This window comes from Bartonella sp. CL63NXGY (assembly GCF_042194905.1).
Taxonomy (GTDB): Bacteria; Pseudomonadota; Alphaproteobacteria; order Rhizobiales; family Rhizobiaceae; genus Bartonella.
Genome location: NZ_JBHINK010000012.1, coordinates 1 through 13919 on the forward strand (window position 1 = coordinate 1; position 13919 = coordinate 13919).

The 13919-nt window shown below is 37.9% G+C and carries 13 protein-coding genes and 2 pseudogenes; 6 read left to right on the plus strand and 9 right to left on the minus strand.

All coding sequences use genetic code 11. The annotated features are described in order from the left end of the window. Nucleotides 1-300 precede the first annotated feature (300 nt). The 3 genes from ACFIK0_RS06785 to ACFIK0_RS06795 all read right to left on the minus strand — a co-directional run bounded on the left by ACFIK0_RS06785 (nucleotide 301) and on the right by ACFIK0_RS06795 (nucleotide 1537). Nucleotides 301-615 (minus strand): hypothetical protein, encoded by a 315-nt coding sequence (locus ACFIK0_RS06785; RefSeq protein ID WP_375631025.1) that lies wholly within the window; start codon nucleotides 613-615, stop codon nucleotides 301-303. A gap of 270 nt (nucleotides 616-885) precedes the next feature. Then, nucleotides 886-1158 (minus strand): hypothetical protein, encoded by a 273-nt coding sequence (locus ACFIK0_RS06790; protein ID WP_375663694.1) that lies wholly within the window; start codon nucleotides 1156-1158, stop codon nucleotides 886-888. A 19-nt stretch (nucleotides 1159-1177) separates the two neighbouring features. Beyond that, the gene (locus tag ACFIK0_RS06795) at nucleotides 1178-1537 is read right to left on the minus strand and encodes a hypothetical protein (protein WP_375663695.1); all 360 of its coding nucleotides are present in this window, start codon (nucleotides 1535-1537) and stop codon (nucleotides 1178-1180) included. 161 nt (nucleotides 1538-1698) lie between these two features. Between ACFIK0_RS06795 and ACFIK0_RS06800 the strand changes: the two genes are divergently transcribed. Both ACFIK0_RS06800 and ACFIK0_RS06805 read left to right on the plus strand, forming a co-directional pair. Then, nucleotides 1699-2058: a DUF488 family protein gene (locus ACFIK0_RS06800; protein WP_375663696.1), complete on the plus strand. Its 360-nt coding sequence runs from the start codon at nucleotides 1699-1701 to the stop codon at nucleotides 2056-2058. Nucleotides 2059-2177: 119 nt separating this feature from the next. Beyond that, a pseudogene (locus tag ACFIK0_RS06805) lies at nucleotides 2178-2930 on the plus strand (phage integrase central domain-containing protein); the annotation flags it as partial. Between the two features lie 53 nt (nucleotides 2931-2983). On the opposite strand, the gene ACFIK0_RS06810 reads toward ACFIK0_RS06805, so the two are convergent. The 6 genes and pseudogenes from ACFIK0_RS06810 to ACFIK0_RS06835 form a co-directional block, all read right to left on the minus strand. Then, the gene (locus tag ACFIK0_RS06810) at nucleotides 2984-3283 is read right to left on the minus strand and encodes a HigA family addiction module antitoxin (protein WP_273790446.1); all 300 of its coding nucleotides are present in this window, start codon (nucleotides 3281-3283) and stop codon (nucleotides 2984-2986) included. Between the two features lie 18 nt (nucleotides 3284-3301). Then, nucleotides 3302-3582: pseudogene (locus ACFIK0_RS06815) on the minus strand (type II toxin-antitoxin system RelE/ParE family toxin). A 205-nt stretch (nucleotides 3583-3787) separates the two neighbouring features. After that, nucleotides 3788-4456 (minus strand): ribonuclease HII, encoded by a 669-nt coding sequence (locus ACFIK0_RS06820; RefSeq protein WP_375663697.1) that lies wholly within the window; start codon nucleotides 4454-4456, stop codon nucleotides 3788-3790. Between the two features lie 165 nt (nucleotides 4457-4621). Beyond that, nucleotides 4622-5530: a 4-(cytidine 5'-diphospho)-2-C-methyl-D-erythritol kinase gene (locus ACFIK0_RS06825; RefSeq protein WP_273790406.1), complete on the minus strand. Its 909-nt coding sequence runs from the start codon at nucleotides 5528-5530 to the stop codon at nucleotides 4622-4624. A 237-nt stretch (nucleotides 5531-5767) separates the two neighbouring features. Beyond that, the gene (locus ACFIK0_RS06830; RefSeq protein WP_273790405.1) at nucleotides 5768-6616 is read right to left on the minus strand and encodes a S49 family peptidase; all 849 of its coding nucleotides are present in this window, start codon (nucleotides 6614-6616) and stop codon (nucleotides 5768-5770) included. A 191-nt stretch (nucleotides 6617-6807) separates the two neighbouring features. Further along, entirely contained in the window at nucleotides 6808-7596 is a 789-nt protein-coding gene (locus tag ACFIK0_RS06835) for a tRNA1(Val) (adenine(37)-N6)-methyltransferase (RefSeq protein WP_375631021.1), read from the minus strand. A gap of 179 nt (nucleotides 7597-7775) precedes the next feature. Here ACFIK0_RS06835 and ACFIK0_RS06840 point away from each other — a divergent pair, with 179 nt between their 5' ends. The 4 genes from ACFIK0_RS06840 to glyS all read left to right on the plus strand — a co-directional run bounded on the left by ACFIK0_RS06840 (nucleotide 7776) and on the right by glyS (nucleotide 13898). Next, the gene (locus tag ACFIK0_RS06840; protein ID WP_375643346.1) at nucleotides 7776-8852 is read left to right on the plus strand and encodes a polyprenyl synthetase family protein; all 1077 of its coding nucleotides are present in this window, start codon (nucleotides 7776-7778) and stop codon (nucleotides 8850-8852) included. A gap of 95 nt (nucleotides 8853-8947) precedes the next feature. After that, a complete protein-coding gene (locus tag ACFIK0_RS06845) occupies nucleotides 8948-10642 on the plus strand; it encodes a tetratricopeptide repeat protein (protein ID WP_273790402.1) in 1695 nt (564 codons plus the stop codon). 92 nt (nucleotides 10643-10734) lie between these two features. Then, nucleotides 10735-11676 (plus strand): glycine--tRNA ligase subunit alpha, encoded by a 942-nt coding sequence (locus ACFIK0_RS06850; RefSeq protein ID WP_375631019.1) that lies wholly within the window; start codon nucleotides 10735-10737, stop codon nucleotides 11674-11676. After that, complete coding sequence (gene glyS, locus ACFIK0_RS06855; RefSeq protein ID WP_375663698.1) at nucleotides 11676-13898, plus strand: glycine--tRNA ligase subunit beta; 2223 nt, start codon at nucleotides 11676-11678, stop codon at nucleotides 13896-13898. The genes ACFIK0_RS06850 and glyS overlap by 1 nt, the downstream gene beginning before the upstream one ends. The last annotated feature ends 21 nt before the right edge of the window (nucleotides 13899-13919 follow it).

Here is a 13919-nt window from a genome sequence, read left to right on the forward strand (position 1 = left end):
ATAAGGTGTTGGCATTCCACATTCTAACAAGGCTTTTCCTACCTCTGTAAAATCTGCTCCTGGTTTCTTCCACGCTGTCACCTCTCCTAGAGGAGGTTTGTTAAATTGACATCCGGCTATACTGAACAAAGTTACAGCGCTTAATAATTTTAGAGTTTTTTTCATTTGTTCCTCCTTAAAGGGACTTGTACTCGATTGGATGAGCCGTAAACATACCGACATGCTTGGCCCGCATCTCCAAGACAGGTATGGGAACTTATGGGATTTGTAGCCACTCTCAATCATTCTTTCCAAACGTTACTACCAGCAGGTATTGTCTCGTAGGTATACACCAATAATTCTGCTTACAAAGTCATATCTATTCCCATCAAAGCCAATAGTAGTTTGTTTGCCATCACTCACATAACCTAACAGACCAGATGCAACTAAAACATTAAAGGCTGGTCTATAGAAATTGATATTCGTGTTGTCGGCTATCCCGTGCATACCTTCTTGTTTGAAAGAATTCAGCATATTAAAGCCTGTCAAACTGCCACAACTATGGGCATCAATATGCAATCCTGTATTGCCATAAAGATACATTGTATCCTGAAATTTCTTGGTTGAATTGGTCAATCAAAAAAAGTTTACTTTCCAGAAGCTTCTGAAAAATCGCTATCCCTATTTCCACTTCCCAGTCTTTAGCTTGTGGGAAGTATGTAAAATAAAGGGGACCATGATCATTGTCAGCAAATTGGACAGCATAACACGCTGCATCATCGGATGTGTTAAAAATGCCATTTTAGAACATACGCCTGTTGCCATCAGAACCAACTTGTAAATGCTTGCTGCTCATCTTCAGCTTTTAAAAAGTGATACAGAGTAATATATTCTCCATCACTGTCTTTATATAGGTTCTCCATTTTCATCAGTTAAATAGAGGACATTGCCATTTTCATCATGCTCAACCTCACCTACTGGATGCTCTTTGACATTTGTCATTTCACGCACTTTGTCCCAGTATCCAAGACCTTCATCCGATAAATCATTGATCATGTCTAAGCGATTATGAACGATGCCCTCAAGCAATATGGCATCTATCGGTGCGACAGCCCTGGTGGACTGCTGCGGTGTTGTGGTTGAGAGAGAGCCAATGATTTGTCCAGCATCTTGCCCCATCGCCCTCTGTCCAGTTGTATCAGTGAGGATGATGGTGCACCGCCGATAGAGGATTTGTATATCCTTCCGCTCCATTATGGGCTTTGCCGTGACTTAAAGCATTTTTGGCAATGTTTTTTATCGTGTCATTCCCAGAAATGCTAAACCCTTGGCTGCTAGCTTGAGCATGTGCACTGTTGGTTATATCACTGGTGCTTATGCTTCCTGTGATCAAGTTGTTTTTGTCTGCCGGTGCGCTGCTGACAATGATACCTCCCGTTAGGGTCGTTTTGTTTTTAACAATGATATTAAAGCCGCCATCACCCGCTTTGATGCCTGATTGCTCCACAACACTATGATAATCGCTAGAGGATTTATCCTTTTTGAAAGAGGCGCTCATGGAGCCCCCACCCATTTACTAAGGAAATTAAATGTGTGTAACATCAAAAATATCATCATACAGCCTGCTAAAGATGAGAGCTTTATTTTTTTACCATTGGCTATGAAAGAAAATCCTCTGAGGACTATCTCAATCAACTGATCAAAAATAATATTAAACTTTTGTGTGATGTTCGTAAAAATTCAATAAGTAGAAACCTCGGATTTTCGAAAAGACAATTAGAGAAAGCTGTAAGCAACATTGATATTGAATATATGCATATGCCTGAACTTGGAATTGCTTCTGAAAAACGAAGAAATTTGAAAACACAAAAAGATTATGACCGCCTTTTTGAAGATTATCAAAATACAACTCTCAAGAATAATTCTTGTGCAATAAACAAATTATATCAAATTTTTTTAAACAAAAAGCGCGTTGCAATCACCTGTTTTGAAGCCAATGTATGCATGTGTCATAGAGGACAACTCGCATTAGCTCTTACTCAATTGCCTGATTGGAAATATGAAATTAAGCACATTTAAAAAATAAACTTACAAACTTTTTACATATGGGGGGCATTTACAACCTCTAGCCCTCTCCCCATTCCTAACAACTTTTAAGTAATGCATGATTCACGCTACGGGTGGATTGTACGCAAATCAAGAAAATAACCAGACTTACAAAAGGCTCTTTCGATTGGTTATTGCATCAGTATTTACAAAGCATGCAATGGCATAATCAATCAGAATCTACTCAAAAAGTTAAATATCGAATTCTGAATAATGTTTCTAAACATATTGCTGATCGTGCATATAAAAGTATAGAAAGACACCATATCCTTGACGCCGTAGACAGAAGGCGACATACTCTCGCAGCAGCAAAACATTTTTTGACCTCTTTAAACGGTCTCTTTAATTGGGCGGTTGATAATGCCCTTTTAAATAAAAATCCTGCCTTTAATATAAAAGCACCAAAATCTCTTAACAACGAGGGATTACTGCCTTGGCTAGAATAGGACATAGACAAATATTATCACCGTTGGTCACATGGTACACATGAACGCGTCTGGATTGACCTTCTTCTTTATACGGGCTTGTTTTACCAGAACTAGAGGCAACCCTTAAAATTGGTCCCTTAGGTGATGAAACATTCATTTGTGGTAAAGATGGAAATAAGCTTATCAAAGAAAGTTTTGGCAACCTCTTTCGTGAAGCATGTAATGCGGCGGGTATTAAAAAATCAGCGCACGGATTGCAAAATTAGCAGCAAAACATACTGCCAATGCTGGTGCTACGGTTTCACAAATGAAAGCGCTTTTTGGTTGAACCGAAGATAAAATGGCATCCCTTTATACAAAGAGTGCAGACCGTAAAAACTTTCCCTTGAAGCAATCAAAAAGCTCCAAAAAAGTTAGCCTCACAAAGCACCGCTTAACAAACTAAATTGCTATCAAAATTATTAACGAAATCAAAGCGGCGTTTGAGATGTATCAGAAACCAGAGGAGAAATAGGTGGTTGTGCCTGTTGCATTGTTTGCCATAAATTATAGTTTGTTTGCATATCCAACCAAAATTTTGCTTTACTAAAACCAGCTAATTCTAATTTAACAGCAAGCTCGGTACTTATAGAAGCATGTCCGTTAATCACTCTTGATAAAGAAGCTCTTGTCATATGGACATGATCAGCTAATTTTTGTATTGTTATCCCCATTTCTTCTAAGAAAGCTACTTTCAGAACTTTACCCGGATGTGCGGGGTTGTGCATCATTTTTTTTCATTCCTTTCATCAATGGTAATCTTGATAATCAACAAGCTCCACATCTGTTCCTATAAAGCGAAAAGTAGCACGCCAATTTCCATTCACCCATATAGAACAGTACTCTATAAGTTCACCTTTAAGATGGTGCATTTTAAAGGCAGGCTCTCTCAACATTTCAAGCGTAGTAGCACTTGTTAAAGCCGTTAAGATAACGCGAATTTTTTTACATGATCTGGTCAAATAGCTTTTGTGGAACCTGTTGTACAAAATAATTTTAAGCCCTTATGTTTAAAACTCACAATTGCCATTACCGCCCCTTGTCGTATATCATCGCTATACGGTTAATAACAAATAAGAGTTAAGCCCATGTTAGAAATATCTGATTCTATATCTGGAAAAAATAGATAGGAATAAGTGATAAAAAAGCTTCAAAAAGGTTAGGGATAGACACTCAAAAAACATAATAGAATCAATGATTATAAAACCCCTTACTCTTGTAATAAGTCACTGATTTTAATTACCTTTTTTACACTCTTTTAGTGGTGCAAAACTATAACGATGTAACCCTATAACTGGTCCATATTTATCAAGAGCTGTACGATGCGCTAGCGTTGCATAACCTACATGCTTCTCTAAACCATACCCTTTATAAACTTGTCCTGCACATTCCATCATCCGATCACGCGTTACTTTCGCAATAATAGATGCGGCTGCAATTGAAACTGAACGCTGATCGCCCTTAATCAACGCCATTGCAGGACAAGACAACTCAGAAGGAATATCACGCCCATCAACAAGGACATAGTGGGCTGGAATGGCTAATCCTATAATACAGCGACGCATTGCTTCTAAAGTTGCTTTTCTAATATTAGATTGATCAATTGTACGAGCACAAAGACTGGCGACTGAAACCGCTAATGCACTTTGCAAAATTTCATGATAAAGTCTATTTCGTTGGAAAAAAGAAAGTTTTTTTGAATCATTTAACCCATTAGGAATACGATCTCTATCCAAGATAACGGCTGCTGTTACCACAGGTCCCGCGAGAGGCCCCCGTCCTACTTCATCAACACCTGCTATATGAAAAAAACCCTGTTTTTGCAAATCCAATTCGCACGAAAAATTTGGTTGAAGCGGCAAATTAAACATCTTTGATAAATCACACATACAACAAACATACATCTATTTCTGTAGCCTGATCATTTTTTGCAAGCATTACAGTTTTAAATGGCTCTTCAAATATTCTGCGAACTCTTACACAAAAGATAAAAAACACATTTCTTTGGTTCCCCTCTTTCATTATGTATAATAAAATCATGATGAAATAAAAGCTTTTATATTTATTTATCAAATATTTCCTAAAGTCATGATAGGTTTTACAAACCAATTTGGGTGCATTGATTTGATAAAAAGAGCTGCTTGTTGCGCCGTTTGTTTATTTTTAAAAATGCCAAAGCAAGTTGCTCCCGTTCCAGACATACGGGAAAAAAGAGCCCCACATTCATCTAATATAGATAACACTTCAGCTAACTGAGGTGCTATTTTTAATGCAGGAGAAAAAAGATCATTACGCGTTTCTTGTAAAGCTTTAACCAATGAATCAACACTTTTTAAAGCGTCTGTATTAATTTTTAAAGAAGGATTATGACGCTTCTCTAACGCTTTAAAAACAGTTGGTGTTGAAATCTCTTGTCCATGATTAACCAATACTATTGCAAGAGAACAGGCTCCTTTTATTTGTATCATCTCTTGACCAATTCCTTTGACCAAAAGCGGCTGCTGATATTCTAATGCACAAAGGCACATGGGAACATCAGCACCAAGAACTAAGCTCTTTTTTGCTAATTCTTCGTAAGGGCAATCAAGATTCCACTGTTGACGCAACATGCTGATAACCCCAGCTGCATCACCTGAGCCGCCACCAATGCCTGAAGCAACAGGTAATGTTTTTACAAGCCGAAAAAAAGCAGGTTGAGCACATTCCGGAAAAGTCTTATGCATAAAGTCCCGTGCGCGAATAACCAAATTGTCTAAATGAGAAACAAGTCCTTTTGCAAACGGCCCCGTCAAAACAAACTGATTATTTTCACAAGGTGCATAGTGTAGACAATCACCGCTAAGACTAAAATAAACCAAACTTTCTATTAAATGATACCCATCCGCACGTTGCCCCACAACATGTAGAGCTAAATTCAATTTAATAGGTGTAAATAAATAGGAATGTCTTTGGAACGAAGCTTGTACATTTGGCATCATATGACGTAATATTAACCTGTATAGGGTTCTTTTACAAATTCCCCCCTTTTATCCACACTTTTAGCACTAGCACTATAAACAGCTTGGAATATTCTTAATCGTTTTCTAAAAAACAATAAATATAAAGAGTTCTCATACAAAACAAACGACATGTTCTCATTCGTATCATTTCAAGCCTTTTTTCTTCTAGCATCTGTTTTTAGATAAAAATCTCTCTGGCTTGAATGATCCTTTCCATCACAAACCATAACGCTGCCAAAGTGCTCGCTCTTCTGCTGCCATCAATGCACTATCAATGACTGTATAAACCGTATGTGCCGTCACTCCTGAAGGCGTTTTAGGTCCTAAAAAACTTTTTGGAGGCGTAATAAGTCGAAGTTTTGCATCATTACCAAAGCGCTCTTTAATAACAGAACGTACATCATTCAATCCATCAACAAGACCAAGCTCAACGCTTTGTTTTCCACTCCAAAACATTCCTGTAAAGAGATTCGAATCATCTGATAATTTTTCAGCACGCCGTTCTTTAACTAAATCGATAAAAGTTTGATGCACTTCAAGTTGGAGAGATTTCAAATGCTCAATATCCGCCTTTTTTTCTGGCTGAAATGGATCTAATGTAACTTTGTTCTTTCCTGCTGTGTAGACACGCCGTTCGATACCAATTTTTTTCAAAAGTTCCGGAAAACCAAAGGAAGCTGAAACCACTCCAATGGAACCAACAATTGAAGAAGGATCTGCAAAAATTTCATCCCCCGCACAAGCAATCATATAACCACCGGATGCTGCAATATCTTCAATAAACACAAGAACCTTTTTATTTTTTTCTTCTGCCAAATCACGAATACGCTTGAAGATAAAACGCGACTGTACAGGTGAACCACCAGGAGAATTAATAATAAGTGCAACAGCCGGTGACTTTTTGTGTCCGAAAGCCTTCTCTAAAAGATTTGCACACCTACTGAGGGAAAGAGTACGAGATATAGACGCTGATGAATCCATAATTGCTCCTTGAAGGCGCACCACAGGAATTTCAAGTTTATCGGAAGAAAAACGGCGTGGAATAAAACTTTTAATAAAATCCATCAAAACAAAATCTCCTTATAAATTAAGAACAATTAAATAGGAAAGGACAACAAAAAGGAAGAACGCGATAATATCCAAAAGCGCCAATCAATCCCCACATTACAAGCAGAAATATAACTTCACCCAAAGTCAAACCTCCCTAATAACAAAGTTTGGACTCTAAATAATAAACTAAAAAACACAAGATACTATTAGAAAAGTTCCCACAAGCTTATATATCCATTATTAATTGCATCAACCCGTGGTGAAAAAGTATGGTCATTACCTTCATGTATAACCAATGCCGGCAAAACAGATAAGGCTGCTCTGCTTCCTCGTTTTGCGTAAAATAAAAGACGAATTGCTGCTGTTTTCGCACGTGCATGCACAGGAATTATACAAATACCACCAAAACGCCCTTCTAAAGCACGCAAGATATCTGTCAGCGATTGTGGACGCGCAATGAGCCCTAAGTATCCACCTGGCTTAACAATGGCTGCTGCACTCCGCAACCAGTTATCAAACATCGCTTCAGACATAACATGTGCTTCAGATTTTTGTTTATCAGGTGTCTTACGATCGGTGGGATTATTAAAAGGTGGATTCATAATCGCAAAATCAAAGCTATTATCTATCAAACCTGCTCTTATACGGGCATTCCCTTTGAAGGTAACATCTGCTTCTAGCAAACAAATTCGGCTAGCAAATTGTTTGTTTTGTTTTAGCATAAGCGTTTTTTGAGCGTAAGATACCATAAAAGCTGAACGTTCAACTAAGGTAACATGAACTTTCAGACAACGCGAAGCAACAGCCAACCCTGCAGCTCCAGCACCTGCCCCTAAATCAACAACCTTGCCCTTTAAATCACTTGGAACCAAACTAGCTAATAACATCGCATCCATTCCAGAACGATGACCATATTTATGGGGTTGAACCAAATAAAATTTTCCGCGGTGAAAACTGTCAATTGTTTCACCAATTTGATTCGCTGCTTTATTCATTTAAAAGCCTAATGTTCATCTTTATAAACTGCATTTTTGCCATTCAGCTGCTATTTTAAATTTTTTATTATTTCATAACAATAAGATTACACTCGCTAAAGAACATTTCTTGCCAATAACATTCCAAGCTAACACTTTTAAACGACATCAAAAGCTTGAGTCAAAACCAAACCCCCTTTATGCTAATGAATAAAGTAATTTTTATATATGTCCATTGCAATACTCTAGGAGTAAACACATTGAGTGCAGCTATCAAACTAAAACAAATAAGAAATAATCAAATTTCTCTTCAATCTCTTGTCAATCTTACTCAAAAAGATATGGATTGCGTAAATCAATTTATTCTCTCTATGGCAAAATCAGAGGTTGAGATGATCCCTGAAATTTCTAACCATCTTATTTCATCAGGTGGAAAGCGATTACGCCCAATGATTACGCTCGCTTCTGCTCATATGTTCGGTTATCAAAGTGACGGGCATATAAAACTCGCAACAGCTGTTGAATTTATGCATACAGCAACATTACTACACGATGATGTGATTGACGAAAGTAATTTACGACGTGGAAAATCTACAGCACGGATGATTTGGGGGAATCAAGCAAGTGTACTTGTTGGTGATTTCCTATTGGGCCAGGCCTTTAAAATGATGGTCGATGTCGGTTCCATAGAAGCGCTCTCTGTCCTAGCCAACGCTGCTGCAATTATTGCTGAAGGAGAAGTTATGCAACTTTCTGCCGCAAAAAATATAAAAACCAGCCCTTCAGAATATCTCAAAATCATCAATGCAAAAACAGCAGCACTTTTTTCAGCAGCCGCTGAAGTAGGACCCATTATTGCTGGCTATGGAAATAACGAGCGTTCTTCATTACGTGAATATGGAACATCCTTAGGTTTAGCTTTCCAATTAATTGATGATGCACTTGACTATAGCGGTAGTGCTCAAAACTTAGGAAAAAATATAGGGGATGATTTTAGAGAAGGAAAAATCACAATGCCTGTTATTCTCGCATATGAGCGTGGGAATATGGCAGAAAAAGATTTCTGGAAAAAAGCGCTTGAAGATGGCAATAATAATGATGAATCCTTTGCACACGCGCAACACTTAATGGAAAAGTATGATAGTATCATAGATACAATAGAACAAGCACGCATCTATGGAAAATATGCAATTGATGCTCTTGTTCCCATGAATGAAAATCTTGCTTACAATGCTCTCGTTGAGACTGTTGAATTTTGTATTTCACGCGTAAACTGAATTCTTTGCAAGAATCGCAGTATTTCTCAACAAAGTAATGAGATATGATTTATAAACAACACCATCAATTGATTATCTTGAAAAGGATTAGCTCCATGTGCTCTGCAACGGTATCTCGACTTTTTGCCCTTTTTATCGTGGGTATCATGCTGATGCCATCCCCCACCTACAGTAAAATAAGTGCAGCAACTCATACAAGCTCATTTACAGGTGCTTATTTAGCTGGAAGGGTTGCAAATCATGAAAATAAAACAGAACTTGCTATCAATTATTTTAAACAAGCACTGGTTTATCAACCTGATAACATTGAAACACAAAAAGAGCTCCTTGAAGCTATGCTCTCGGTCGGAAACTTTAAAGAAGCTGTCCAACAAGCCCAAAAACTCAAAGAGAACGATGTTATAACTCCCTTTGTTTCCTTAACTTTGTCAGTAGAAAGTCTCATCAAAAAAGACTATAAGAATGCCAAGACTCTTCTCCAATTAAAAGAACTTCCTACGTCCAATAATCCAATACCTGAACTCATCGGCGCTTGGATTACATTTGGATCTGGACAAAAATCTCAAGCAATCGCTGATCTTAAGAAACTCAAAGGTCCTGTCTGGTATGACCTTTTTATATCTTATCATCTAGCACTTATGAGCGACCTTGCAGAACGGCCAAAGGATGCAAAAAAATATTTCATTAAAGCACTGAGTAACAAACAGGGAACTCTTATCGCTCCTAATACTTATGAGCGTATTATCATAGCCTATGCCTCATTCCAATTGCGCCATAGTATGCGCAACCAAGCTCTTCAAACAATCCAGCATGGCGAACAAATGTTGTCAGGTCGCGAAGTCCTTAAAAACTTTCGAGAAAAAATTGAAAAAAATGCTTTCTTAGAGAGAGTTATTAAAACACCTCAACAAGGAGCAGCCGAGGTATTATATAATTTTGGAACAGCCCTCAACTACAAAAACTCAGGGCGAATTGCACGTATTTTTAAGCAATTATCTTTCGCATTATACCCTCAAAATGACGCAACACTGTTTCAGCTCGCACACATTTCTGCTAAATTGAACGATCCACATCAAGCAATTAAACTTTATCGCGCTTTATCCCCTAAATCTCCTTATTATAAAGATGGACAACTTCATCTTGCATTCCTTCTTGCCAATAACAACAATTACAAAGAAGCAATAAAATTACTCACATTGTTAAATAAAAAATTTCCCAATGATCGTAATATTTTGATAACGCTCGTTGCTTTTTATATGCAGGACAATAAATTTCTTGAGGCCATTAAAACTCTAGACTACGCTATTACAAAGATAAAAAACTTTCAGCAGGACGATTGGAAACTCTTTTATCAACGTGGTATTGCTTTTGAACGTTTAAAGCAATGGCCAAAAGCAGAAATTGACTTGCGAAAATCACTTGAATTTTTCCCAAACCAACCGCAAGTTCTTAATTATTTAGCCTATTCCCTTGTGGAACGTGGTGAGAAGCTTGAAGAATCGCTCCGTATGCTGCAAAAAGCTTCTGCTTTGCAAGCTCACAACAGTCATATTCTCGATTCTTTAGGATGGGCTTATTATAAACTAAAAGAATATAATAAAGCAGTGCAAATATTAGAAAATGCTGTCAGATTACAACCTGAGGACCCAACACTGAATGATCATTTAGGGGATGCCTATTGGAAAGTTGGACGTAAACGTGAAGCAATCTTTCAATGGAACCACGCAATTGACGGAAAACCAGAAAATTCTGAACAAATTCAAGAAAAGTTGAAATTTGGTTTGCAATAAATGATGCTTAACCATAAACCACATGAAATAATAAATAGAGAAACTAAAATTACTTTGGTTTTTTGTTTAGTCCAATATAAAGAGTATAAAGCGTGAAACTGCCTGAACATCTTAACCCCAAACGTTCTTTTCAGGGACTAATCTTAACTTTGCAAAATTATTGGGCACACTATGGATGTGCAATTTTGCAACCTTACGATATGGAAGTCGGAGCTGGGACTTTTCATCCAGCAACAACATTACGCTCTCTAGGTCCACGCCCTTGGAAAGTTGCTTATGTCCAACCCTCTCGACGTCCAACAGATGGCCGATATGGTAAGAATCCAAATCGTTTACAACACTATTATCAATTCCAAGTGCTTCTCAAACCCTCTCCGCTCAATCTACAAGAACTTTATATAAAGTCGCTACAAGCTATCGGGCTTGATACAAAACTGCATGATATTCGCTTTGTTGAAGATGATTGGGAAAGTCCCACTCTTGGTGCTTGGGGGCTCGGATGGGAATGCTGGTGCGATGGAATGGAAGTCTCTCAGTTTACTTATTTTCAACAAGTGTGCGGCATTGAATGCGCTCCAGTTTCAGGGGAACTCACATACGGTCTTGAGCGTCTAGCGATGTATATCCAAGGGGTTGATAACGTCTATGACCTTAACTTTAATGGTTTGGAGGGAGACAACAAAATAAGTTATAGAGATATTTTTTTACAGGCAGAACAGGAATACTCATATTATAATTTTGAATTTGCTGATACAAAACTGCTCCATCAGCACTTTATCGATGCAGAACGCGAATGCAGCGCACTTCTTGATGCTGGAAAACCAAATAAAGAAAATGTATTCCATCGCTGTGTTTTTCCTGCCTATGATCAATGTATTAAAGCGAGCCATATCTTTAACCTTTTGCAAGCACGTGGCGTTATTTCTGTAACCGAACGACAAAATTACATTCTTCGCGTTCGTAATCTCGCGCGCCGTTGTGGGGAAGCCTTCTTACTCACAGAAGCTGGACAAATATACACTGGAGAAGCCTAATGTCTGATCTTCTTCTTGAACTTTTCAGTGAAGAAATCCCCGCACGTATGCAACGAAAAGCTGCTGCTGATCTTAAAAAATCTGTTACAGATCAACTTGTGAATGCTGGATTGATCTATGAAGCTGCTCGTGAATATTGGACACCTCGTCGGCTAACATTGGACATACGCGGACTTTCCACACGCTCAAAAGATATCCATGAAGAACGCAAAGGTCCCAGTATAAAATCACCACAGCATGTAATTGATGGTTTTCTACGTGCAACAGGATTAAACGATATTTCTGAAGCGCATATTGGACATGATGATAAAAAAGGTCATTTTTATATTGCTAAAATTGTTAAAAAAGGTCGAGCAGCAGAAGAAATTATTGCCGATATTTTACCGGATATTATCCGCAACTTTCCGTGGCCGAAATCTATGCGTTGGGGAAAAGATTCAGCACAAAGTGGTACTTTGAAGTGGATTCGACCTTTACAAAACATTCTTTGTATTTTCGGACCAGAAATTGGTGAAACACATGTTATTCCATTTACAATTGGTTCTCTTAAAAGCAATAATTTAACTTATGGTCATCGTTTCTTAAGTGATGGAAAGCCATTTCAAGTGCGCCGCTTTGATGATTATGTTACTCAACTTGAAACTCATAAAGTCATTCTGGATGCCGAGAGACGAAAGAATATTATTTTAGCTGATGCCCAAAATCTCTGCTTTGCAAACGGTTTAGAACTGGTTCAAGATAATCCTCTCCTAGAAGAAGTTGCTGCTCTTGTTGAATGGCCTGTTATCCTGATGGGTGATTTTGAAAAATCATTCCTTGATATTCCTCCAGAAATTATTCGCTTGACCATTCGAGCCAATCAAAAATGTTTTGTCACCCGTAAACAAGGAGAAAACGTAAAACTTTCTCATCATTTTATTCTCGTTTCTAATATTCTTGCAAATGATGAAGGCAAAGAAATTTCGAAAGGAAATAGTAAGGTTGTCCGTGCCCGTCTTTCCGATGCACTTCATTTTTGGCAAACTGATCAGCGTGATTTGCCTGATCTTCAACAATTGGAATCTTCTATAAAAAAATTTGAACTTGATATAAAAAAACCTCTCGATCAAAGAATGGCGCGACTTGATCATTTGAATGTAACTTTTCATGCTAAATTGGGTACGCAAGGTGCAAGGGTAGAACGCATTGCTACACTCGCACAAGAAATTGCCCCTTTGATACAAACAGATCCTCTTTTAGCAAAACGTGCAGCCATCCTTGCAAAAGCTGATTTGCAAACAGAAATTGTCGGAGAATTTCCTGAACTACAAGGTGTTATGGGGAAAAAATACGCCCTTCTTCAAGGGGAAAATCCTCGCGTAGCTGTAGCAATCGAAGACCATTATAAACCTCAAGGTCCAACAGATCGTCTTCCACAAGAACCACTTGCTATAACCGTTATGCTCGCCGACAAAATTGACATGCTCGTTGGCTTTTGGCTCATTAATGAAAAACCAACGGGCTCAAAAGATCCCTATGCGTTAAGACGAGCAGCATTGGGAATTATTAGACTTGTACTTTCGCGAGATTGGAAAATCAATCTTATGCCACTGTTTCAGTTAGCAACGAATCTTTTCTTACAACAAAAAAATAAACATGAAATCTCTCAAAGAGAAAATTCACAATTGCAGAATCTGCTTCCAGAAAAAACAGAATATATTTTATCAGATCTGTTATTCTTTTTTCATGACCGTTTGAAAATCTATCTAAAAGAGGAAGGCGCTCGTTACGATGCCCTTGAAGCTGTTTTAAATAAAGATTCTGATGATTTTTTATTGGTTGCACGTCGTGTCGAATCGCTTATCGCTTTTATCAATACCCATGATGGAATGAACTTTGTAGCCTCTGTAAAACGTACTGCCAATATTCTTGAAAATGAATTTCAAAAAAGCACAACAATAGCGAATGAAATTAATCCTGAGCTCTTTATCGAGAAAGAAGAAAAGCAGCTCTATCATGCAATCTGTGAAGTAGAAAGAAAGGTTCTTGCTCCCATCAATGCAACAAATTTATCATTTGCACTCAGTGTGCTAGCGCCACTTGGAAAATTGATTGATATATTTTTTGAAAACGTATTGGTGAATGATAAAAAACCTGATGTTCGTGCTAACCGTCTTGCTCTTCTCAAACGCACTCACATTGTTACACAATCGGTTGCAAACTTCTCAAAACTTGTCCTTTAAAATCAAAGAGCCTATTAACTG